This is a genomic window from Sediminibacter sp. Hel_I_10 (assembly GCF_000688335.1).
Classification (GTDB): domain Bacteria; phylum Bacteroidota; class Bacteroidia; order Flavobacteriales; family Flavobacteriaceae; genus Psychroserpens.
On sequence record NZ_JHZX01000001.1, the window covers coordinates 2,607,145 to 2,630,583 of the forward strand.

The 23,439-nt window shown below is 38.0% G+C and carries 15 protein-coding genes; 7 read left to right on the forward strand and 8 right to left on the reverse strand.

Annotated elements, in window-relative coordinates; translation table 11 throughout:
* Positions 1-76: 76 nt before the first annotated feature.
* From P176_RS0111805 to P176_RS19395, 4 genes are read left to right on the forward strand one after another with little or no spacing between them, the layout of a single operon-like run.
* Positions 77-385, forward strand: coding sequence for a hypothetical protein (locus P176_RS0111805; RefSeq protein ID WP_026754901.1), 309 nt, complete (start codon positions 77-79; stop codon positions 383-385).
* 27 nt (positions 386-412) lie between these two features.
* Positions 413-619 (forward strand): hypothetical protein, encoded by a 207-nt coding sequence (locus tag P176_RS0111810; protein ID WP_156033032.1) that lies wholly within the window; start codon positions 413-415, stop codon positions 617-619.
* Positions 620-655: 36 nt separating this feature from the next.
* A complete protein-coding gene (locus P176_RS0111815) occupies positions 656-2,128 on the forward strand; it encodes a proton-conducting transporter membrane subunit (RefSeq protein WP_026754903.1) in 1,473 nt (490 codons plus the stop codon).
* A gap of 2 nt (positions 2,129-2,130) precedes the next feature.
* On the forward strand, positions 2,131-4,500 hold the full coding sequence (locus P176_RS19395) for a DUF2309 domain-containing protein (protein WP_037348915.1): 2,370 nt from the start codon (positions 2,131-2,133) through the stop codon (positions 4,498-4,500).
* Positions 4,501-4,642: 142 nt separating this feature from the next.
* Here the strand turns inward: P176_RS19395 and P176_RS0111825 are convergent, their stop codons facing one another.
* The 8 genes from P176_RS0111825 to P176_RS0111860 form a co-directional block, all read right to left on the reverse strand.
* Positions 4,643-5,425: an Fpg/Nei family DNA glycosylase gene (locus P176_RS0111825; RefSeq protein WP_026754904.1), complete on the reverse strand. Its 783-nt coding sequence runs from the start codon at positions 5,423-5,425 to the stop codon at positions 4,643-4,645.
* A gap of 104 nt (positions 5,426-5,529) precedes the next feature.
* Positions 5,530-7,977 carry a DUF4982 domain-containing protein gene (locus P176_RS0111830; protein ID WP_026754905.1) on the reverse strand — a complete coding sequence of 816 codons (2,448 nt, stop codon included), beginning with the start codon at positions 7,975-7,977 and terminating at the stop codon, positions 5,530-5,532.
* A 9-nt stretch (positions 7,978-7,986) separates the two neighbouring features.
* Positions 7,987-9,180, reverse strand: a complete 1,194-nt coding sequence (locus P176_RS19400; protein WP_037348916.1) for a glycosyl hydrolase 53 family protein — start codon at positions 9,178-9,180, stop codon at positions 7,987-7,989.
* Positions 9,181-9,370: 190 nt separating this feature from the next.
* The gene (locus tag P176_RS0111840; protein ID WP_026754906.1) at positions 9,371-12,247 is read right to left on the reverse strand and encodes an alpha-amylase family glycosyl hydrolase; all 2,877 of its coding nucleotides are present in this window, start codon (positions 12,245-12,247) and stop codon (positions 9,371-9,373) included.
* Positions 12,248-12,317: 70 nt separating this feature from the next.
* Positions 12,318-14,117 carry a SusE domain-containing protein gene (locus P176_RS0111845; RefSeq protein WP_081820712.1) on the reverse strand — a complete coding sequence of 600 codons (1,800 nt, stop codon included), beginning with the start codon at positions 14,115-14,117 and terminating at the stop codon, positions 12,318-12,320.
* An 11-nt stretch (positions 14,118-14,128) separates the two neighbouring features.
* Complete coding sequence (locus tag P176_RS0111850) at positions 14,129-15,253, reverse strand: SusE domain-containing protein (protein ID WP_156033034.1); 1,125 nt, start codon at positions 15,251-15,253, stop codon at positions 14,129-14,131.
* A 26-nt stretch (positions 15,254-15,279) separates the two neighbouring features.
* The gene (locus tag P176_RS0111855; RefSeq protein ID WP_026754909.1) at positions 15,280-16,869 is read right to left on the reverse strand and encodes a RagB/SusD family nutrient uptake outer membrane protein; all 1,590 of its coding nucleotides are present in this window, start codon (positions 16,867-16,869) and stop codon (positions 15,280-15,282) included.
* A gap of 22 nt (positions 16,870-16,891) precedes the next feature.
* On the reverse strand, positions 16,892-19,798 hold the full coding sequence (locus tag P176_RS0111860; protein ID WP_026754910.1) for a TonB-dependent receptor: 2,907 nt from the start codon (positions 19,796-19,798) through the stop codon (positions 16,892-16,894).
* 368 nt (positions 19,799-20,166) lie between these two features.
* Here P176_RS0111860 and P176_RS0111865 point away from each other — a divergent pair, with 368 nt between their 5' ends.
* The 3 genes from P176_RS0111865 to pgmB all read left to right on the forward strand — a co-directional run bounded on the left by P176_RS0111865 (position 20,167) and on the right by pgmB (position 23,411).
* Positions 20,167-21,225, forward strand: a complete 1,059-nt coding sequence (locus P176_RS0111865) for a LacI family DNA-binding transcriptional regulator (RefSeq protein WP_026754911.1) — start codon at positions 20,167-20,169, stop codon at positions 21,223-21,225.
* A gap of 138 nt (positions 21,226-21,363) precedes the next feature.
* Entirely contained in the window at positions 21,364-22,734 is a 1,371-nt protein-coding gene (locus tag P176_RS0111870; RefSeq protein WP_026754912.1) for an MFS transporter, read from the forward strand.
* Between the two features lie 5 nt (positions 22,735-22,739).
* The gene (gene pgmB / locus P176_RS0111875; protein WP_037348917.1) at positions 22,740-23,411 is read left to right on the forward strand and encodes a beta-phosphoglucomutase; all 672 of its coding nucleotides are present in this window, start codon (positions 22,740-22,742) and stop codon (positions 23,409-23,411) included.
* The last annotated feature ends 28 nt before the right edge of the window (positions 23,412-23,439 follow it).

The following is a 23,439-nucleotide window of genomic DNA, read 5'->3' on the forward strand; positions in this document are numbered from 1 at the left end:
AAAATTAATGACTATTATCTATAATCTTTGTGCCGTTATTAAAATTAAAACGTAACACATTCTAAAATTCAGAACAATGGAAACAAAAGAACGGGTAAAAAAAGAACAAGCAACACAACATCTTCAATTGGTAAAAGGTGATTTTACCACATCTGAAGCCTCTCACGTTATTATGAGCTTAATTGATGGAAAAATCAACTTTCATAAGTTTTTAAGGTTTCAAAACTGGGAGAGAGATCACCAATGTGATACCAACCCAATTGATCTTCGTATTGCTGAACTTGAAAAAGAAAAGGAGGTAGCGCGAGATTTTATCGATTATGCCAGGTCAGAAGGGAAAGATCTAAAGATTGACGGGGTTCTAAAAATTAGTCTTTCAGAATAGATGAACACCTTAAAACAAAAATTAACGATGAACTTTTCAAAATCAACACTGGTCCCTTTATTGGGAATGACCGTGGTCGCACTTTTTATCATCCTAGCCTATGTAAGCCATAATGTATTCTTAGATAAGCTTCTTGTCTGTGGGTTTATCCTTTTGATGGTGCTTTTTGTGAAACTACGGGCAGGGGGAACTCAAAATAAAGACAACAGCGAGTCGGTTAATGATCCGCTATAAATGAGATGAAGCGAAGACATGATGAAACAGAACAAAATGAAACTCAAAGATAATCCTAATTTAACAGGTCAAATGACCGCAGAAAAAAGTACTGTCAAGCCTTTACTTACTGCCAATGTTATAGCGCTAGTGATGTGGCTACTTTTTTCTGCTAACCTTTTATACCTACTTTTAAATTTTAAGCAAGTACCGCAATGGACCTTCGAGAACCTCTTTAAAATAGATGGCTTCACGGTTTTGATATGGACGGTTGTCACATTTTTTAGTGGCATCGTGACCACTTACGCTCGTAATTATTTGCACGGATCTCGATACCAGTCAAAATTTATGTGGTTATGCTTGGCTTTTACGCTATCTGTAATGTTATTGGTTATGGCTAATAACGTATTCTTATTGCTGCTAAGTTGGTCATTAATGGGCGTTTTGATGTCCAAATTGATAGGTATAGATATCACGTGGGGAGAGGCAAGAGAAGCTTCTAAATTTGCATTAAAGTACTTTCTGCTTGGAACAGGTTTTTTAAGTGCAGGATTACTTTTGATAGCGATTGTTAGCGGAGAGTTTACTGTCATTGGGTTGTCATTGGCGGTGTCTCAACTACCATTTTATATCGTTTTGATATCGGCCCTTTGTGTGATTATAGCGGCGCTCATACAATCGGCAATCTATCCTTTTCACCGTTGGTTGCTATCGGCAATGACATCTCCAACCCCTGCTTCTGCACTCATGCATGCTGGTTTTGTTAATGGTGCAGGTATTTTGCTAGCCTTGTTTTCAACGCTCTTGTTTGTCTCCAATACACTTAATATCCTTTTTATTATTGGAGGGCTTACCGCCATTATTGCCCAATTCACCAAGTTACTTCAAGTCAATGTCAAACAGAAATTGGCTTGCTCTACAATAGCGCAAATGGGTTTCATGATCATGCAGTGCGGCCTTGGCTTTTTCAATGCAGCGGTTGTACATTTAATTCTTCATGGGTTTTATAAAGCGTATTTATTTCTTTCTTCCGGAGAAGAAATTGCGCAAACCCGACCTCAAGATCAACTGAAACTGCATATCAGACCAGCTCAAGCTTTTGTCGTGTTGCTATTTGGAGGCTTAGGAGCTTTTCTCTTTGCGTTTTGGACAGGTAAGGGAATGACAGATAGCGGTGTGTTCCTCACATTGATTGTTGCTATTACCGTTGGTCAAGCGACCTATAATATTGTAAAAGAAAAGAGTTTATCAGTTCTTCAGAAGATTAGTGTGCCACCGTTACTGTTTATGGCAGGAATTGGAGTTTATGCGCTCTTTTATAACGGTGTTTCGGCATTAATGTCGCATATGCCCATGATAGCAGAACCTTTGCCGTTATCTGGAGTTCAAATCACATTTGGTATCATATTCTTGATAGGATTTTTTATCATGAAATTAGGGGTCTACCGAAAACTTCCTTGGCTCTACGTCAAGTTAATGAATGTTTCTCAGCCCTATAAAAAAACAGTTTTAACTTATAAATCAAAATAACGATGAGCCAGTATCTTTTAAAACGTATTGACAACGTTTCAAAAACAATTGGAAACACTTGGCCACTGTATACGTTTGTAGCCTCTAATCCTTTGGCGGGATATGAAACATTCCCTTTTCATGATGCTATTAATGTTGCAGAAAAAGAGTTTGGCGCGCATGTTTTTCCTGATGCAAAATTATACCGCCAAGCTTGGGAAAATGGTCATATTGATGCAAATATTCTAAATACAATTCTTCAGGATAATGGCTTTGAAAAATCAGCAGCGCATTATCTAGAGCTACTAGAATCGCAAAAACCAATCGAAACGCATAATGTCAATCAAGACGTGGATCGCATTATGGCCAAATGGTTAGCAGCTTTTTTAGATGAAGGTTTGGCAGAGTGGGAGATGCCTTTTAAAACTGATGGCTTTTATGCCGCATGGCGACTATTGGCAATCTACGATTCCGATTTGGGCAGTACATCCTTAAAAGAGATTCCCAAAACAAGCGAAGCCGCACTAAAGAGCATTCTCAAAAATCATTCAGAAACTGATTATGATGCTATTTTTAAATATCACTTGGCTGCGCTTCCTGGTTGGACGGGATACATAAAACACCGCCAACAATCTCATACTGATTGGCAAAAAGCCTACCCCATAAATTTGATGGATTATTTGGCAGTTCGCCTTTGGACCACTAAAAAATTAAATGGGTCTGTACTGCCAATTAAAATTGAGGATGCTCAGGATGATACTGTATTTGAACTCAAACATATTTGGCTTAAAGCATGGGAGCAGAGCTGGCAACAGGAACTGGTCAATACTTTGGAAGTACCATCTACCTTGAGCGCTACTGATGATCGACTGCCCGATGCACAAATGGTATTTTGTATTGATACTCGATCAGAACTCATTAGAAGGCATGCGGAATCGCAAGGTAACTATGAGACATTTGGTTATGCTGGTTTTTTTGGGATTGCCATGGATTATGAAAACAAAATTGATGGCATCACTAGAAAATCGTGTCCGCCCATTGTGTCTTCAGCATATAAGGTTTCAGAAACAGCGCGATCAGAAACGAGGGCGCAAGTTTCAACCTACAATAAGCGCACAGAAGTGCTAAAGTTTAGCGCTTATTTTAAGAAGCGAATGAAAAACATGCTGCCATCTGCTTTTGGTTATGTAGAAGGTTCTGGCTTTTTTTACGGTATCTCTTTGTTGCTAAGAACCTTGTTCTCTGGAAAGCACTATCAAAATAGACAAAAACAGGGGTCTAAAATGGAAGCCATTTATGAGCCCAGTATTAAAAAATCGGTAAACCATGATCTTGTTGAAACAAGCATTCCAATTGAAGAAAAAGTAGCCATTGTGAAATCGGCTTTTGATCTCATGGGTTGGGAACAATTTGCGCCTTTAGTGCTGTTTGTTGGCCATGGCAGTCATTCTCAAAATAATCCGTTTAGTTCAAGTTTAGATTGTGGTGCTTGTGCGGCAAGTCCAGGAAGACACAATGCCCGAATGCTCGCAAAACTCGCTAACGATTGGGAAGTAAGATATGCATTACGTGATTTATATGACATTAACATTACTGATAACACGATCTTTATTGGTGCAGAGCACAATACCACAACCGATGCTATTGAAATTTTTGATTCTGAAGTACCAATCTCTCATAAGCAATGGGTTGATGATTTAAGAGTGAATCTGCTAAAAGCCCAAAAATCAGCGACTGAAGATCGATTTAGTACGAACAAGAAAAGTATTTCCTTGGCACACTACAAAGCTAGTAATTGGAGTGAAACACGACCAGAATGGGGGCTTGCCAAAAATGCAGGTTTTATAATCGGTCCAAGAAGCTTAACCAAAGACAGCAATCTTGATGGGCGTTGTTTTCTTCATTCTTACGATTGGAAACTAGACCTTGAAGGAAAGGCCTTGGAAGGGATTATGCAAGGCCCAATGGTGGTAACGCAATGGATCAATAGTCATTATTATTTTTCAACAGTAGATAACAATACCTATGGCGGAGGCTCTAAAATAACCCATAATATTACGGGTAAGTTTGGAGTAGTTCAAGGCAATGGTGGCGATCTTAAAATGGGTTTACCCCTGCAGTCTTTGTATGCTTCAGACGATGATATGTATCACCAACCTTTGAGATTATCGGTCATCATTCAAGCTCCGGTAAATCGGGTGTCTGAGATTTTAGTGAAGAATAGTCATCTTATGGAATTGCTTAATAATGAATGGTTGTATTTAGTGGTTATGGATCCTACTGATCATAATAAAACATTTCGTTATCGCAAATCCTTACAATGGGACAATATTTCCAATTCAACTAAAGCCGCCAAAAGTAAGAGTGAGGTAGACGAACTGATTTCAGCCTAAATAAAAACGAGCTTATAATTGGCCAATTCTAAATAAAGGGCGTTAAAGGCTCCACTCAAATGATGTGGAGTCTTTGCATTTAGATTCACCTGAAAGCGTCATAAAGATTTTTTATGTAGCTTAACTGCGCTTGAGTTGTTAACTAAAGTTTTTGCCATTCTGGGGAAAAATAGGTAGCCCGTCCTCCCAACTTTATCTTTTCTATGGGTCCACCTGTATGATAGCAAGTGCCGCCTTTTTCTCTAAAATGCATGAGATAGTTTTTGGGAAAATCGTCATAATGGGCGTCATGTTTTATAGCCACTTCAATCACTTCTTTCATGGCATCAAAAACTTTCCTTAGAGCGCTTTCATCCATGTCTTCCACTTTTGTTTTAGGGTGAATTTGGGCTTGGTAGAGAATTTCGTCTGCCATCCAATTACCAACGCCCGCAGCCACACTTTGATCCATGATGATCTTTTTGATATGGGTTTTTCGTGTGCTTAAAGATGCTGCAAATAACTCAAAGCTGAGGTCTCTCGCATCATCGCTCAAGTCGTGTTCTTTTTTATAATCTTCTATAGAATCGATAAGGTTCCACCAACCGAATTTACGTTTGTTTTCAAAAGCAAAATGAAAACCATTTTCGAAGGTGAGTACAATATGGCCAAACTTAGGTCTGTCTTCTACATCTTTATAGTAATTGGGTCTTCCCGTCATGCCAAAATGCATCACCAAAATCTTTTGACCTGTGGTTTCGAGAAATAAGTATTTTCCAATGCGTTTTGTCGCGGTAAGTTCTGCTCCTAAAAGCGCTTTTTCAAATTCGGACTTCGCGACCTTTAGCAGTCTATTATCACGACACTCAAAGGCTTTTATGGGTTGATGCAATGAGGTACTGTCTATATATACTTTGTAACCTTGTACTTCTGGTAATTCTGGCATTCTTTTTTTAATAAATTTAAGGAAAAAGCACAGGTTCACAAAGTGATTTGGTGTTAAGGCAAATACTCATGAGCATTTCTATTATGATGACTTCTTCTGAAATGTTACGGATTAAGAGATTTGCTCTGTAATTCCAATTGTCCAGTTTTTAATCCCTTCCCAGTTACTTTGACTGCTATAGAGCCAGCCTTTTCAATAGATTCAATAATTACCACTAATTTTCCGCTAAAAAGTTGCATTGTGGGTAAGTGAAACGGTTCCAAAGATGTCGGATCGCCATTGCAAACCGCTTTGAAGTTTCCGGCACCATTAACTTTAAAAGAAAGTGGCGTGCTTGCGGTAGGGCAGGGAATGCCATTTTTATCAACTACGGAAACCGTTATAAATGCAAGATCTTTACCATTGGCGGTAAGTGTTTTAACGTCTGGATCAAGAATAATCTGATCTGGTGTTCCTGCGGTGGTAACTTGTTCTTCTGCAACCGGTTTTCCATCTTTGTCGAGAGCGACCACTTTTAATGTGCCGGGTTGGTATTTGACATCCATCCACATTAAGCGGTATCGATTTTGTGGCGTACTTTTATTTTTATACTGAACGCCCAAGCTTTCGCCGTTTAAAAATAATTCGGCACTATCGTAATTGGTATAAACAAAAACTGGAGTTGTTTTACCTTGGCGTTCTGGCCAATTCCAATGCGGAAGAATGTGTAATGTTTCATCTGTTGTATTCCAACGACTTCTATAGAGGTAAAATCGATCTTTAGGAATGCCAGCCAAATCACAGATGCCAAAATAAGAGCTTCGTGCCGGCCACGCTTCATCATAAGGCGTAGGTTCTCCCAAATAGTCAAACCCCGTCCAAACAAACTCGCCAATTACCCAAGGCTTATCATCTTGCAGCACAAAGTCATCATCAGGAAGGTTGGACCAGCTGCAATACTCTAAATCGTAAGATGAAGATTGGAGATCGTCATACGTTTTCATAGCAGCTTTTTCTACAGGAAATTTGTAAATTCCTCTCGAGCTTACGGTTGATGCCGTTTCTGATCCTAAAATAAATCCTTGTGGAAAAGCCTCATAAGCATCTTCATATAAGTGAACCCGATAATTCAATCCAGGGACATCTAATAATGCCCCAAATCCTGATGCCATAGTGGCCTTAACTTGATCCATTCCCACCGTTACTGGACGTGTGGGGTCTTCTCTATGAAAAATATCTTGTAACCATTTGGCTCGTTTTACACCTTCACTTCCCCATTGGTCTGGCACTTCGTTACCAGCGCTCCACATGATGATACTTGGGTGGTTTCGAGTTGCACGTACTAGGTTTACCACATCTTTTTCGGCGTAGTCTTCAAAAAACCGATTATAGCCATTTTCTACTTTAGGTTTTGCCCATTCATCAAAACTCTCCGCTAAAAACATAAACCCCATTTCATCACAGAGCTCTAATTGCTCAAGAGAAGGCATGTTGTGAGCGCTTCTTATGGCATCACAGCCCATGTCTTTTAAAATGCGCAATTGTCGTCTTAAGGCAGCGGTATTGATTGCAGTTCCCAACGGACCTAAATCGTGGTGAAGACAAACGCCTTTAAATTTTCTGACTTCTCCGTTTAAACTAAAGCCCTTATTGGGCTCGTACTTAATGTCGCGTATGCCAAATCGTTTTGTGACTTCATCCTTTAACTCATTACCATCAAATAATTTTATTACGGCGGTATATAAATACGGGTTTTCTGGGCTCCATAGGTTTGGATTTTCAACCGCTAAATTTTGCTCAAAGGTATTTCCGAAAATTTGTTCTGTTTCATTGGTGCTTACTTTATGGTCTTGGGCATCATAGACCTCGGTGAGCAAGCGCAAGTTTGCTCCAGACACCTCAGTTTTGACGTTCACTTTTGCCAAATTAGACGCTATAAAGGGTGTGGTGATAAACGTACCCCATTGGTTAATACTCGATTTATCTTTAACAACAATGCTCACATTGCGATAGAGTCCAGCCCCAGGGTACCAACGTGACGATAGACCAAGATTGTTTAATTTTACAGCGAGCAGATTAGTGTTATTGCCGTTTATGTGTTCTGTGATATCAAAATAGAAATAGCTATAACCATATTTCCATTCTCCAATCTTGTTGCCATTTAAAAAAACTTCTGGCTCGCTCATGGCACCTTCAAAAACAATCAATACTTTTTTGGTATCATCAAAATTTGGTAGCGAAAATGGATGTCTGTACCAAGCTTCTCCAATGTAAGGTAATGCACCAGTTCTGCCTGTTTTTTCAGAAGCAATTTGTTCGCCATTTTGTTCTATGGCTACAATTTGCTTGTCAACCTCTTTGTCAAAAGGACCGTAAATGGCCCAATCATGAGGCACGGTAACAGACTCCCAATTGGCATCGTCAAATTCTGGAGATTTTGCATTATGGTGTTGGCCTTTATTGAATTTCCACCCATTTGTAAGTGTGATTTCCTGTCGTATCTGTGCGTTGACGCTTAAACTAAAAAGAAATAAAGCTAAAACGGTATTTATGAAATATGTGGTGATTTTCATAGGTTGGATTTAGTCCTCTAAAGAGCCATTATAAAATTGTAGGCCTAAGGTTGCCTTATTGTCATGATCAAAAAGCGTGGCGTTATCCCAATGCGATCCTTGTGCCCAAAGCGTGCTACAGGATGTAGATACCCAAGCAGGCTCCCAATATATAATGCCTGCTCCGCCAACATTCTCCATAATTGTTTTAAGTTGATTGAGGTAATCCAGTTGTCCTTGCTGGCTTGCAGGATGTCCACTAACTAATGCATCTGCACCTAAAATATTATTGGCTGCATCGGCATTGTCTAGTGTAAAAGGATAGGCGGTTTCTACAATCATTAATTTTTTTCCGTAGGTATTCTTTAAAGAGGTAAGGGGTTGGTTTACATTTTCGAGGGTGTATTCTGACCAAATAGGATAGTAGGAGAGGCCAATCCAATCAAAATCTGTAATACCATTTGCAGTAGCTTCTTCAAACCACCATAGTGCATTTTCAGGCTGAGCAATATGGAGCATGACTTCAATATCGGCATTGTTTTCTGCGGAAATATCCCTTACGGCATCAATCCCTTGATTAATAAGTGATGCATTACGCGCCCAATCAATAGGCCAGACGAGCTCACCATCCTGTAGGATCATGGCGTTAATTTCATTGCCCACTTGAACAATTTCAGGCAATAAGTTTAAAGCCGCCAGATCATTTAAGGTAGTATAGGTGTAATTATAAAGCAGCGCTCCTAAAGCCGAAGTATTATTGATCTCACTAGCCCAAGCAGCAGGAATTTGTTGTTGTGATGGGTCTGTCCATGTGTCGCTATAATGAAAATCCAATAACACGGCCATGCCTTTGGCCTTTGCACGCGCTATCGTTTCTTTAACATCATTGTAATTGGAATAGTTCGTCCAAGTAGGGTTGTGCCATAAACGTACCCTTACCAAATTTGTGCCCGCATTTTTGAAAATATCATAGACATCCATGCTGGTGCCATTAGCATCTTTATAGGAGGCATTACAATCTTCCATTTCATTAACATACGATAAGTCGGCACCATAATAAAAATCTATGGATTGTGGTGGTTCTGCAACGCCGTCGTCTGTTGGGTCAACAACCACATCATCATCAATACTGGAATCGTCATTTTTGTCGGAGCTTGAACAGCCCTGATTTATGATACAAAAAATAGAGGCTATCCAGATAAATTTAAAATTGTAAAGTGTCATTGTAACGTGCGTTTTTTATGAACTAAAGTTAAACAACTTCCTTAGTATAGAAGACAAGTACCTACCGGTTTTTATACTAATAGAACTGCTTTAAATGAGCGCTGTATTTTATCACAACCAGAGGTAATTCATTAAAAAAAGCCTCTTGTAATATCACAAGAGGCTTTAAAGACTAGTATTGGTAATTGGTTTATTGTTTGATCAATTTCGAGGTTAGAAATGCGCCGTTATTGTTCTTGATTTTAACAAGGTATAGGCCTTGGTTAAGATTAGAAATGTTGAAAGCATCATTTTGAGAAAAGTCGCCTTGAAATGATTTGATTAATTTTCCTGTAATATCAAAAATTTCTAATTGGCTGATGGCTTTATTGATTTTGAAAGCACTGTTTGCCGGATTTGGAAAAATACCGAATGTGGTTTCAGTAGCAACCTGATCTACAGTTAAGGTTGCTGGTTGATTACCGAAAATTCTAAACTGTCCAGCAGGAATGTTGATGGTTGCCCCGCTATAAGTTGTATTTCCAGACGCGTCCATAAGATCATACCATGTGCCTTCCGTAGGGAAATTGGTATTGATAGTTCTTGTAGTCACATCAAAATTTGCCAATACAATCACGTTTCTCAGTTGAGTAGTAGGTAAAGCGGTGTCAAAGACGTCAATTCTTGGGGTTAAAGCGCCAGAAGTAATCGTATAATCACCTTCAAAAACAGGCTCGTTTATTTTAAGCGCATTCAACCTTGCCCAATCATTGTAAATTTGATTTCGACTGGCATCGTTCAGCCAGTTTTCCGTCCATTGTGGTTGTGGCTTGGTGTCTAATTTGCAATCACCATCTGTGCCTCCAGGTTCATTCACAGTACCGTTAAAGCAGGTAAATATAGAATTGTCCATCCCTAAATCTCCAAAGTGCCATACCATTTTTGGACCAGGAACGGTAATGGTAACAGCTCCTAAAGCAGACATTCTAGACAATGCTGTTTCTAGGTCTCTTACGTTATGGCTAAAATTTGAATTATTTCCAAACTGCAGATTTCTGTACATCAAGCGCTCTTCATCATGACTTTCGGCATAACCCATAACACGTTTTCCTTCAAATCCGTGGCTTTCATGCCCCATTCTATTGATGTTGGCGTTGTACCCCATGGTTAGTTCATTGTATGCATTATTCATGATTCCCCACATCATTATCCCTTTGTCTTCATCTAAACGATAATTAGCCCATTCCTGTTCTTCATTATCAGTACCTAGGTGTTCAAAAATCACATAATGGTCAGGATCTAATGACCAAGAATAATCAGCATAGGCTTTAAGAATATCTACACGATCTTGTTGGTATCCGTTGGTACAGCCTTCATCACTTCCTGTGCAGTTTTGTGTAAATCCTTTGGTTAAATCCCAGCGGAAACCGTCAATCTTAAAATCTTCTATCCAATGCTTAATCACACGTTCTGTGTAAGCTTGTGTCAAGTCACTTTGGTGATTGAAATCTGATCCTACACTGTAACTGTGACGTGCAGTTTCATTAAAGTACGGGTTTTCGCTACTCGGATTTCCGAAGCCATCACCATCAGGATCATTGACCCACATGCGCACCATTGGATTTCTTCCAAAGGCATGGTTAAGTGCTACATCTAAAATTACGGCAATTCCGTTTTGGTGATAAACATCAACGAGCTCTCTAAATTTATCTTCGGTACCATAAAATTTGTCTAATGCCATATGAAACGATGTATTGTATCCCCAGCTTTCATTGCCTTCAAATTCCATCACAGGCATGAGCTCTATGGCATTTATATTTAAATTTTTAAAGTAATCGATTTTATCTATAAGATCTTGATAGTTTCTATCTGCATCAAAATCTCTTACCAAAACCTCATATACGATAAGATCTTCTTTTTTAGGAGGATTGAAATTAGCGACTTGCCAGTTGTACGGTGTTTGACCGGTTTGAAGAACAGTTACTTCATAATTTTGGTTTGCTGGATAAGCAGGTAAGTCAGGATAGCTATTAGTTGGAATATATTGGTCATCATAAGGAGATAGCACCAAAGTAGAGAAAGGATCTGCAACTTTAACCAATACTTGAGAGTTTGCTATGGGTGTTTGATCGTAGACCCAATATTGAAATGTTTCTATTTGACCAGGTGTTAAGCCGTTGATTTGAAGCCAATACTTCCCTGTGCTTGGGTCTTGCTTCATGAAATCACTATCAGAAGGGGCATAGTTGTTAAAACTGCCTGCTACTTGAACAAAATCTTTTTCTGGCGCGGTTAACACTAAGGTTGCAGTAGTTTGATCTGTCCCGTAATTGATACCATCTTCAAGTCCAGTAGGTAAGGCTTCTTCAACAACAGTTGGAGCCACTAACACTTCAAAAATGGCTTCTCCAGTTTCTGTAGAGCCAGGAGGAGTTCCTACAAATCTAACTGTTCCACTTTCTGTAATGTTGGAAATTGTTGTGTTACATGAAGGAAATCCACAAGTGCCAGTAGCTACGGAGACATCATTATAGAAAATTTCAAAACTCCCTTGCACTGTGGCTGAACCTTGAAAATTAATAGTAGCGCTAACAGATATGTTACCTCCAGAATTCACTATTGCCAAGGAGCTTGATGGCAAGGTGATGTTGATATTGACGCTACCTACGGAGAAAATAAAATCATTACAGCCGTCATCTTTTAGTTCTTGGGATCCATCTTCATTTCTAAAGACCATTCCTATTTGCGTGGCAGTTGCTGCTTGACTTTCGGTAAGATTATAATAGATTTCTGGTGTAATGGTAATGCTGTAGGTGCCATCACCGTTAGAGGTCATTTCACCAACACCGTCATCTTGGCCATAGTTTCCAATAACGTTAAAACCAAAGGCGTTACTATTGTCTCCAATGCCAGAGTGCATATACACTTTTGCTGGGTTACTTAATCCATTGCAATTGCTATCTGAACTATTAATATCTAAAGTAATGGTAACAGGTTCATCAATCTCAATTGCGCCAACGCTCAAGGATACTTGAGCATAAGAAGCAAAAGATAATAAAAGAAAAAAGGTGTATAAATAAGATTTCATTTCAAAATGAGGTGTTTAAAAAAAAGGCTATGTAATTATAACATAGCCTTTTTTATGATTTACTAAATACTTAATCTACTGATATCGTAAGATTAACCGTGTCTACTGTGATGGTATAGGTTCCTGGAGTTCCGTCAAATAGGAAGTTTGAATCTCCATCCAGGGCATTGATTAGATCTGGGTCTATAGTGTATCCATTACCTTCATAGGTTGGATAATTAATACCTGTATCCCAATTGCTATTTATGGTAAAGAATCTGAACGCATCATTCTGTAAAGCGACTTGTCCAGAATAAATTCCTGCACCTGTGCATGGTAAGGCTACAGGTGTATCCCAAGACCAACCGGCATCTACAATTCCTGCGCCTACTAGCCATAATTGCTCAAATTCGCACGTTAATTGTTCGGCTTCTAAGGTTATGGTTTTGTTGATATCGTCTACAGTAAGGAAGTAGGTTCCTGGGGTACCGTTAAAAAAGAAGTTTGAATCTCCATCCATAGCATTCGTGAAATTACTATCAATAGTATACCCTGAACCTTCATAACCTGGGTAGTTGGTTCCTGAATCCCAATTGTTGTTAACGGTGAAAAATCTAAAGGCATCATTTGAAAAGGTAACGTTGCCTGAATATGTACCATTACCAGTGCAGGGTAATGAAACTGGGTTATCCCAAGACCATCCTGCATCTGTTCCTGCTCCAACTAAGTATAATTGATCAAAGTTACAGTTTGGGCCTACTACTGGAGGACTTAAAGTTATGGTTTTAGCAACGGTATCAATTTGAATAAAATATTCTCCTGGAGTTCCTGTAAATTGGAAGTTATTATCCCCATCCATTGCATTGACCAGATTAGAATCTATTGTATAACCAACAGCTTCGTAATAAGGGTAGTTTAGTCCGGTATCCCAGTTGGTCGCTTCAGTAAAGAATCTAAAGGCATCATTAATTAAATTGATATTTCCAGAATAAACAGTTCCTTGTAATGGAAGTTCAACCGGATTGTCCCAAGACCAGCCAGCATCTGCGGCACCGGCACCAACGACATACAGTATTGGCGAAAGTTCTACGCTGTAAGGAGTAACAGTAATGGTAACAGGTTCAGAAATACGTTCCATATTACCGCCATCCATCATAATGCTTGCTCTCACTCTAAAGTCTAAACTTCCAGCTTCTTCTGCAGCTAAACCCGCATTAAGAACAATGTCATTAAAGGCTTCATGAGTAAACTCTAAGCTTGTATCATTTCCTGCAGTTTCAGTAATAATAGTTTCGAAATTTGTGCCACCTTGAGCAAATTGCACATCATAACTTACAACTACAGAGCTGTTTTCTCCAAAATCAGGATCCTCCCAAGACATAGAAATTGCGGTATCGTTTGGTGTGGTTTCAAGTAACACCAAATTGAAACTATTGTCAGGAGAAGTGATAATTGGTAATGCTTCAGAATAAGAAGATACACTAAAGCTTACACTGTTTGAGACGAGAGATCCCGAGGTAACACGCAAGTAAACCGTAAAAGGTTCAAAAGCGTCTGCACCCGCACCTAGAACTGTATTGTTAAACTCAGATACTGTCATTGTAAAACGATCAGTAGTTGAGGTGCCAACAACCATAGGGCTCTCAAAAGAATTGTCAGATGAAAGCTCTATAACATACCCGTCAGTGCCAGAAGATAGTGGATTATCCCATACAATAGTCATTGCAGGATTGTCTGGTAAATTGTAATTAAGATTGATATTTGAAATTGTTGGTTCTAACAATTTAAACTGCGCCTCAGGAGAGGAAGTCTCTAGAGTCTCATCTTTTTCGCATGCCATAAATACAAAGAACAAACTAAGTATTAGAGCACTAAATTTTGTAAATTTCATAGTCTTATTTTTTATAAATTTAATGGGATCATGATGTAATCGCCTGTTAGGTCGTTAAACCAAACTTCATAATCATCTTGAACAATTACAGGAATTGCATTTCCACCTTCGGTAGCAGAGCCTGAGAATGAAGAGTCACTTCCCCAAGATGCACCGGTATTAGTAGTGAAGGAAACATCACCAGGCGCTAGATTTATGCTATTTACATACCAAATATGTGAATCAAACGGTAATTGCATCATAACGGCATCTTCAGTTAAAGCTGAACCTTGGAGGGTCATACTCGAAAATTCTGTAGCCCCTGAAGCGTCATAGGGTTCAATCGAATAAGTAAAAGAGGAGAAGTTCACTGTAAACTTATAATAACCATCTGCAGTAACTCCAAAACGTCCTGGATCACTATCTTGTGTTGTTGGGTTACCGGCAATTTCTCCTGAGGTCTCTATAAGGTCGTCTGGTTCAGATAGGGTAGTTCCCCACTGTGGTTGCCACATTCCTCTTGCTTCCAAAAGCTTAAATCTTCCATCTGTAAAACCGCCCCCTCCTTTGGTAAACAACCCGGTGTAAGTGTATAGGTCAATGTTTTCGGCATCTCTAAATAATGGAGGGTTGTTATTATTATTGTTCCAATCTGCCGCGGTACCATTTCCAACTAAAAAGTAATCTTTAAAATCATAGTTGAAATAAGGTTGAACAGAAAACATAATAGCATTCGATGACACAGGGAGACCGTTTTGTGTACCAATAGAGCTCTCAACCTTAGCATAAAGCGTGTTAAACTCAAAAGGAGGTATTCCTACGGTACCAGCTATGGTATTCAATTCATTCATAGATAATGTGGCAGATGTAGCGCCTGCTGCAGAGGTTGCTACAACAGGGTTAGTAAAAGAAGCATCTGAAGCCATGATCACATCATAATTTTCTGATGCAGGGAATCCGTAGTCTGCCTCTTCCCAATTAAAAGTTACCGCAGGATTAGCTGGGTTGTTAGGGTCTAATTCTATCATCGACACCGAAAGCTCTGATAGACTTATAGGATTTGTTTCAGAAACTGTTATTATAGCATTATCATCTTCGCAGGAGTTAAGAAAAAAACCTAGAGACAGCACTGCTAACAGTAAAATTTTAAATTTCATATTATTTTTCATAATTAAAGCAATTTTTAGTATCCTGGATTTTGTGTCAAGTTAGGATTAGCACTGATATCTGAAGTTGGTATTGGAAATACGTCTCTAAAAGAAGCCGTAGTTGTACCATTAGGTACATTTCCTTTATATGGCCAAATTCCGTTTTCAGTGAATAAATTGAAACGCACTAAATCTGTTCTTCTATGGCATTCCCATTGAAGTTCTTTAGCTCTTTCATTGATGATAAAGTTTAAATCGAGACTGCTAGCGGTAATGTTTGCAGAGTTGTTTTCATAAGCACGCTCTCTTAATTCATTCATGTAACCAACAGCAATACTCATATCTCCGCCGCCGCCTCTAAGGTGAGCTTCAGCGTACATTAAGTAAGCATCTGCTAATCTAAACATTGGGAAATCTGTATCTGGGAAATCTCCAGATGGATCAGATCCAGGGTTGCCGTTGCGATCAACATTTCTGTATTTAGCAATAGCATAGCCATCTTGAAAATTTGAAATATCATTGATTTCTAAAGATTGCCCTTCAGTAAAAAACAATTCTCTAGTGTCTGAAGAGTTTGCCATTCCTGGGAACTTCTCTACAAAGGCACTTGTGGTTCTTACTCCGGCCCAACCGCCATTGACTCCGAATTCCGCAGGAGACATATCGCCTCCAATTGGGGCATGGCACAAGAATGTCATTCCTCCAAAAGACTGGGTGTTTAATCCATCAAATGCGATAGGAAAGATAATTTCATTAGACTGGTGATTATCTGCTAAAAACAGGTATTCATAATTAGGCTCTAAGGTGTATTGTTGCGAATTAATTACTTTTTCTACTGTTAGTCTAGCATCTGTGTATCTTGGAGTATTAACGTATACTTCAGCATTAAGGTACAATTTAGACAACAACATCCACGCAGCAGCTTTATCGGCTCTGGCATATTCATTTTCTCCTGCATTTACTAATTCTGAATCTATGGCAATCAGCTCATCTTCAATATAATCAAATAAGTCTTGAGCATTTGTTTGAGCTGGTAAAAAAGCACCAATCTCACTAGCCTCTGTAGTAAATGGAACGTTTCTATACATGTCTAAAGCATGGTAATAACTTAGCGCTCTCATAAAGCGTGTTTCAGCTCTATAGGTTTGAATTTGAGCTCTCAAATCGCTATCAACGCCCCTAGCATCTAACTTATCAGATTCTGTTTGACGAATAAACTCATTACACAAACTAATTTGGTAGAAGATTCTTGAATACATGGTGCTAATAAATTCATTACCTGCCGTCCAGTTTTGGTAATGAAGATCTTTAATGGTACCATCATTCCAACCGATAACAGCTTCGTCTGTCGTTAACTGTTGTAACATCCAATACAGTCGTAAGTAATTGGAGAATCCCTCATCTAATCCGTTGATATCAGGATTTCCAGCGGGTCCCTGTTGGCCACTTACCGCAATACCCGCATAAATTTTAGCAAGAAAAGAACGGTAGGAGGCAGGATCTTGAAAAACTTCGTCTGCCGTGTCTTGGTTTATCGGTTTAAGGTCATCAATTTCATTAGTACATGAAATCATGGCTAAAATACCGAAAGCAAGCAGTGCTATTTTTTGAATTTTGTTTAACATGATATTTTTCTTTTTATAGTTTTTAAAATGTAAAGTTTAATCCCAAAACAAAAGTTCTTGGTCTTGGATAAACATTGTTGTCAACTCCACTCGCAATTTCAGGATCTAACCCAGAATACTCAGTGATTGTAAATACATTAGTCGCGGTTAGAGAAGCTCTAAAATTTATTTTTTCAAATGGAATGTTGTATCCTAAAGAAATGTTATCCAATTTCATGAAGGATGCATTTTCAACATATAAATCTGAAAACTGTTGATTATTAATGAAGCCGGTATTTAAAACATCTGTGCTACCATTTCCGTAGTGCATGTTTCCTACCTGATTTAAAAGGGCCTCTTGATATCCGTTGGCCGAATTAAAGTTATTATAAAGGTAATTGCCTAAACTTCCTCTTAGAGTAAAGCTTAAATCCAAATTTTTATAACTCATGTTCGACGTAAATCCGAAAAAAGAATTAGGTGTAGGAGATTTGTATCTGTACTTGTCATTATCATTGATAATATTATCACCGTTAAGGTCTGCATAAGCACCCTCAATAGGCTGTCCATTATTATCATACAATTGTTTAAATACATAGAATGCATTTGGTTGATTTCCTACAGTATTAATTTGGATGAGGTTACCAACGCCTCCAGAGAGTGTCGGGCCTGTTGGTGTTCCAATTGAGTTTGGATTATCAGAAAGTGTCAATTTTGTGATTTCAACGTCACTTACGGTAAAGTTGGCATTCACATTCCAATTAAAGTTTTCAGTTTTAACAGGAGAGAAATTAATACCTAGCTCTATACCTTTACTCTCTGTTTCTCCGACGTTCTGATCTAAAAAGTTCTCTAGGTTACTGCCCGCTGGAACTGGAGCAAATTGCAATAAATCTTTGTTTTTTCTATAATAAGCATCAATTGTACCTGTAATTTTATTTTTGAAAAAACCGTAATCTATACCAACATTATACATGGTGGCTTCCTCCCATTTAAGGTTTTGATTGTATCCTTCTGGTCTAATGGTAGGAACAAATTGATTTCCAAATTGATATTGCGATTGAAAATCTCCCAAACTATATACGCCTAGATATGGAAATGCACCACCAACAGCTTGCTGGCCAGTAACACCCCAACTCAATCTTAATTTTAAATTACTAATGGTTTCAGAGTCTTTTATAAAATCCTCATCAGAGGCTAACCAAGAGAATGCGGCCGAAGGGAAATTACCATTTCTATTATCTGGTGAAAATCGAGAGGTAATATCTCTTCTATAGGTTCCAGTGAAAATATATTTATCTGCTATAGTGAAATTAGCTCTAGCAAAATAAGATTCTAAAATCAATTGAAAAGGTACAGGTGGAATCACGGCATTAAATTCTCCGGTTCCTGTATTTAAGTCTCTAGATTCTGAAATATTATAAAATCTTTGGTAAGTATGTCCTGCAGTAAGATCTACAGAAGTTATCACTGAATTTAAACTTTTTTTGTAATTAAGGTAGAAATCTAAAAGCCTGTTTTTATTTATGCCAAAATAAGAGCCTCTACTTGCAAACTGATTAGCATTTAAGTTGTTGAATCCTGCGGCAGCATTTGTGAAATAACGGCCATCATATTCCTCATAATCAATACCAGCATTAACATTTAATCTCAACTCTGGTAAGAAGTGAAATTTGTAATCTAACTGAATGTTTGAGATGTTTCTTTTTGCACGTTGTCTATTGTCTCTCAATTCTAAAAGAGATACAGGGTTTCTCGGAGCTAAATTTCTTACCCCATCAGCATCTTCAAATTCAAAATAGCCACCATAGTTTCCTGCTACAGGTTGAGTGGGGTCAAAGAAAAGCGCACTTCCAATGGCACCTTCATCAGCAAATCTGTTGTCAACTAAACTTCCTTTAGAAGACACATTAACCTTTAAATGATCGTCAAATAAGCGGTGTTCATAATTTAAATTAAGAGCGTTTCTTCGGTATTGTGATGTCAATAAAATACCGTTTTGATTGGCAAGGTTATAGTTCACTCTAATAGAACTATTCTCAAATCCTTTAGAAACTGTTAAGTTATGAATTCCTCCCTCTGCCGCTTCGTAAATTTGATCTTGCCAATCTGTATTTGCATTTCCCAATAAATCTTCGTTACCTCCATTATCGATTATGAACTGTCTAAATTGGTCAGCACTTAAAACATCTACCTTATCAATTAACTTTCCAGTAGAAACCTGTAAATCATATTCTACTTTAAGTGGGGCATTTCGTGTTCCTTTTTTTGTGGTAATGATTACGACACCCGCGGTAGCACGTGATCCATATATTGCAGTTGCAGAGGCATCTTTTAATACAGTATAGCTTTCAATTTCATTAGGGTTAATGGCGTTAAGACTTTGCCCACTTAAAGGGATACCATCTACAACAATAAGAGGACTATTGTTTCCGCTTAAAGAACCACCATTTCTAATTCTAATTTCAGCTCCAGCTCCAGGAGAACCAGAAGAAGAGGTTACTCTTACACCGGCAGATTTACCAGCTAAAAGGTTTTCGGGAGAGACAATAGCACCTTTATTGAACTCTTCAGAATCAATTTTTTCTAATGATCCTGTAGCGTCCTTTACAGTGGTTGTACCATAACCAACGATAACCACTTCATCCAATTGACCAGAATCTTGGGTTAAAACAACGTTTAATTCGGGTTGACCAGCATAGGTGACTTCCTTAGTGACATACCCTAAGTATGAAAAGACTAAAACTTGTCCCTCAGCAACAGTAATTGAGAAATTACCATCGAAGTCAGTTGATGCTCCAGTGGTTGTATCCTTTACAAGAATATTAACCCCTGGTAAAGGCATTGCGTTAGCCTCGTCTGTTACAGTTCCAGATACTTTCGTCTGCCCAAAAAATAGTGCAGGTATCAAAAATGTCATCAGTAAAAAGCCATTAAAAAATGTTTTCATAGAAGATTTTTAAAAAAGTTAGTTGCTTAATATTTTGTTATATTTTCACTTCTCAGGGTTAAATCTATGTAAAATCTATGTATTAAAAACTTTAACAGAATCTAATTAGGTTACGAAAACGTTTTCGTGTTAAAAACTTTTTTAATATTGACTGAAAACAATAAAAAACAAGCTGATTTTAACAATATTGCAATATTACACTGCCTTTGTTGAGAAGTTTTGAGAATTAAGCAATTCACTTTTTTATTCTAAGATACTAATTTTTCGTTAAAACGGAACATCGAGTAGCTTTCTTTGTCAGTTTAAATTTTAGTAATTTCACTTTTTGATATAGGTGTCAAAAAAATTAAAAGCCAGCATTTTTTAAGATGAAAAGAAAAGTTACCCTAAAACAAATAGCTAAAGAGTTAGACGTTTCTATCTCTACAGTGTCTAAGGCATTACGTGATAGTATAGAGATTAGTGAAGATACGCGTCAAAAAGTTCAGGCTTTCGCAAAACTTTATAATTATAGACCTAATAACATCGCCTTAAGTCTAAAAAACAGGAAGACCAAGACCATCGGTATTATCATTCCTGAAATTGTTCATCATTTTTTCTCTAAGGTTATTACTGGGATTGAGCTGGTAGCCAATAAACGTGGTTATAATGTTATTGTAGGACTTTCAAATGAGAGTTTTGATAAAGAAGTGCTCAATATGCAAATGTTGGCCAATGGGAGCATTGATGGATTTATACTATCTATTTCGAAGGAAACATTACAGCAGCAGGACTACCATCATTTTACCGAAACCATTAATCAAGGCATGCCCATTGTGATGTTTGACCGTGTTGTAAATGATATTGCTTGTGATAAAGTAATTGTAGATGATGCCAAAGGCGCTCATAAGGCTGTAGAGAAACTAATTAGCAATGGTTGTAAACAGATAGCAATCATCACTACAAAAGATTATGTTAGTGTTGGTAAGCTAAGAACTCAAGGCTATTTGAAAGCTTTAGAAGATCATAAAATGGAGCCAAAATCATCTTTGATTTTAAAGGTTGAAGATAAATTACTTTCAGATGATCATTTAGACGAATTGGAAGCTGAAATTCAAGAAATGTTTAAAGCCAATAAACATATAGATGGTGTTTTTGCGGTAAATGAACTCTATGCAGTTACAGCGATAAAGGTGGCTCGAAAGATGGGTCTGGATATTCCAGGATCTCTACAAGTAGTAAGTTTTAGTGATGGAGTACTTTCCAAACACTGCACGCCAAGTCTTACAACCATTAGTCAGCATGGCCAAAAAATAGGAGAATCTGCAGCAGAGTTATTGATTAATAGACTAGAACAAGAGGAAGAGGAGGAAGATGAGTCTTACGAAGAACATTATGAAACTATTGTTATTGAGACAGACCTCATTGAGAGGGAGTCTACTAAATAAACCACTTGAGGTATTTCTATTGCCAAATCAAAACTTTTAGTATATTTACGCCATATTCAAAACTTATATTTTCACTCTCTCCTTTATAAGTTTTGGTAAGTTTAACGCTTATCAATAGTATCAAAAACATATACTATGATGAAAAAGCGCATTCTTGGTTTTTGGGAAATTTGGAACATGAGTTTCGGTTTTCTGGGAATTCAATTCGGTTTTGCTTTACAGGGAGGCTTTATGTCTCGAATCTTCCAGACCTTAGGTGCTGGTAAAGAAGAAATTCCATTGTTGTGGATTGCTGCTCCGCTGACGGGTCTGCTGGTTCAACCTATTATTGGTTATATGAGCGATAGGACTTGGAGTACGAGATGGGGTAGGCGTCGTCCTTATTTTTTGATTGGAGCAATTTTAAGTTCCATAGCCTTATTCTTTGTGCCTTTTTCTCCAGAATTGTGGATAGCAGCCGGTTTTCTTTGGATACTCGATGCCTCTATAAATGTGTCTATGGAGCCATTTAGGGCTTTAGTAGCAGATAAGTTGACCGAGTCACAACGAACCTATGGTTTCGTCATGCAAACACTCATTATTGGAATTGGAACCTGGGTGGCCAGTAATTTGCCTTGGTTAGTTTCAGAGATGGGTGTAAGCGACTCTGCGGCGTCTGGAGTTGTACCCGATTCTGTAAAAATAGCTTTTGCTATTGGAGCATTTGTTTTTCTAATTAGTATCCTTTATACCGTATTTACAACTTCAGAATATCCTCCAGAGGATATGGAGGAGTTTGAAAGAGAGAAAAAGCAAAAAAACAGCTTTGTGTCAGACATTGTCAATAATATTGGTAACATGCCAAAGACAATGAAAAAATTAGGCGTCATCCAATTTTTTAGTTGGTTCGCCTTCTTTACCATGTGGAGTTTGGCAAATCCTGCTTTAACAGAACACGTTTACAAAACACCGGCTCCTATCGAGTCTAATTTTGACATGACCAATATTTTGGACAAAGAAGCTTTTGATACAGAGAATACCGCTTTTCAAAAGGCTTCAAATTCAGTTGGTTCGGCCATGGGTGTTTACGGACTCTCATCAATGGCTTTCGCACTATTATTAGTGCTCTATACCTCAAAAAAGAACATCAATAGAAAATATGTACATATGTTATCGCTATCTTTAGGTGGCGCAGGTTTTCTGTTGATGAATGTTGTGTCTCCAGAACAACTCAAATACTGTTTTATCCTCATAGGGATTGCATGGGGAAGTATACTTTCTATGCCATATGCCATGCTATCCAGCTCTGTTGACCCTAAAAAGATGGGCATGTTTATGGGCATTTTTAACATGTTTATAGTCATTCCTCAAATTATTGCTGCCTTAGGCGGTATCAATTTCGTGTCAGGCCTCTTAGGTGAAGAAGCAATCAATGCCATGAGTATTGCAGGAATAAGTCTTTTAATAGCCGGTTTGAGTAATTTTTTAATTACAGACAAAGCCGCAATTTCATATCAACCCACAGAATAATATTAATGACTAAAAAAGGATTCATATTCGATCTAGACGGTGTCATCGTAGACACTGCAAAATACCATTTTCTTGCATGGAAAAATCTTGCTAATAGTATTGGCGTAGATTTTTCAGAAGAACAAAACGAACATCTAAAAGGTGTTAGCCGAAAACGCTCGCTAGAGAAAATTCTGGATTGGGGCAATAAGACCTTGTCAGAAGAGGAATTTAATAGACTCATGGGCTTAAAAAACGAAGATTATCTAAGCCATATCAATCAAATGGATGCTTCTGAAATCTTACCAGATATTGAGAAAACTCTAGATTTTTTGATAGATAAAGAACAGGGACTAGCCTTGGGATCGGCAAGTAAAAATGCAAAACCCATATTAAAGAAGGTCGCTCTGCTTCATAAGTTTGATGCCATTGTTGATGGTAACGATGTGTCAAAGGCAAAACCAGACCCCGAGGTCTTTTTAAATGCCGCTAAATTATTGGGTGTTGCACCAAAAGATTGTATTGTTTTTGAAGATTCTGTAGCCGGAATTCAAGCCGCCAATACCGCTCATATGTTATCTATTGGCATTGGCCAAAAGTCTGTTTTGCACGAAGCCGATTACATCTTTAATGACTTTACTGAAATTTCCGAAAGTTTCTTATTAGATATCATATCTAATAGAGTACACAAAAAATAAAACTTTAGTTCACATTATAATTAGAATA

Excerpts from the sequence above, each read along its gene's own strand:
- P176_RS0111840 (WP_026754906.1), bottom strand. The coding sequence starts at position 12,247 with ATGAAATCTTATTTATACACCTTTTTTCTTTTATTATCTTTTGCTTCT.
- P176_RS0111855 (WP_026754909.1), bottom strand. The coding sequence starts at position 16,869 with ATGTTAAACAAAATTCAAAAAATAGCACTGCTTGCTTTCGGTATTTTA.
- P176_RS0111810 (WP_156033032.1), top strand. The coding sequence starts at position 413 with ATGAACTTTTCAAAATCAACACTGGTCCCTTTATTGGGAATGACCGTG.
- P176_RS0111865 (WP_026754911.1), top strand. The coding sequence starts at position 20,167 with ATGAAAAGAAAAGTTACCCTAAAACAAATAGCTAAAGAGTTAGACGTT.
- P176_RS0111815 (WP_026754903.1), top strand. The coding sequence starts at position 656 with ATGAAACTCAAAGATAATCCTAATTTAACAGGTCAAATGACCGCAGAA.
- P176_RS0111860 (WP_026754910.1), bottom strand. The coding sequence starts at position 19,798 with ATGAAAACATTTTTTAATGGCTTTTTACTGATGACATTTTTGATACCT.
- P176_RS0111825 (WP_026754904.1), bottom strand. The coding sequence starts at position 5,425 with ATGCCAGAATTACCAGAAGTACAAGGTTACAAAGTATATATAGACAGT.
- P176_RS0111850 (WP_156033034.1), bottom strand. The coding sequence starts at position 15,253 with ATGAAATTTAAAATTTTACTGTTAGCAGTGCTGTCTCTAGGTTTTTTT.
- P176_RS0111870 (WP_026754912.1), top strand. The coding sequence starts at position 21,364 with ATGAAAAAGCGCATTCTTGGTTTTTGGGAAATTTGGAACATGAGTTTC.
- P176_RS19400 (WP_037348916.1), bottom strand. The coding sequence starts at position 9,180 with ATGACACTTTACAATTTTAAATTTATCTGGATAGCCTCTATTTTTTGT.
- P176_RS0111845 (WP_081820712.1), bottom strand. The coding sequence starts at position 14,117 with ATGAAATTTACAAAATTTAGTGCTCTAATACTTAGTTTGTTCTTTGTA.
- pgmB (WP_037348917.1), top strand. The coding sequence starts at position 22,740 with ATGACTAAAAAAGGATTCATATTCGATCTAGACGGTGTCATCGTAGAC.
- P176_RS0111805 (WP_026754901.1), top strand. The coding sequence starts at position 77 with ATGGAAACAAAAGAACGGGTAAAAAAAGAACAAGCAACACAACATCTT.
- P176_RS19395 (WP_037348915.1), top strand. The coding sequence starts at position 2,131 with ATGAGCCAGTATCTTTTAAAACGTATTGACAACGTTTCAAAAACAATT.
- P176_RS0111830 (WP_026754905.1), bottom strand. The coding sequence starts at position 7,977 with ATGAAAATCACCACATATTTCATAAATACCGTTTTAGCTTTATTTCTT.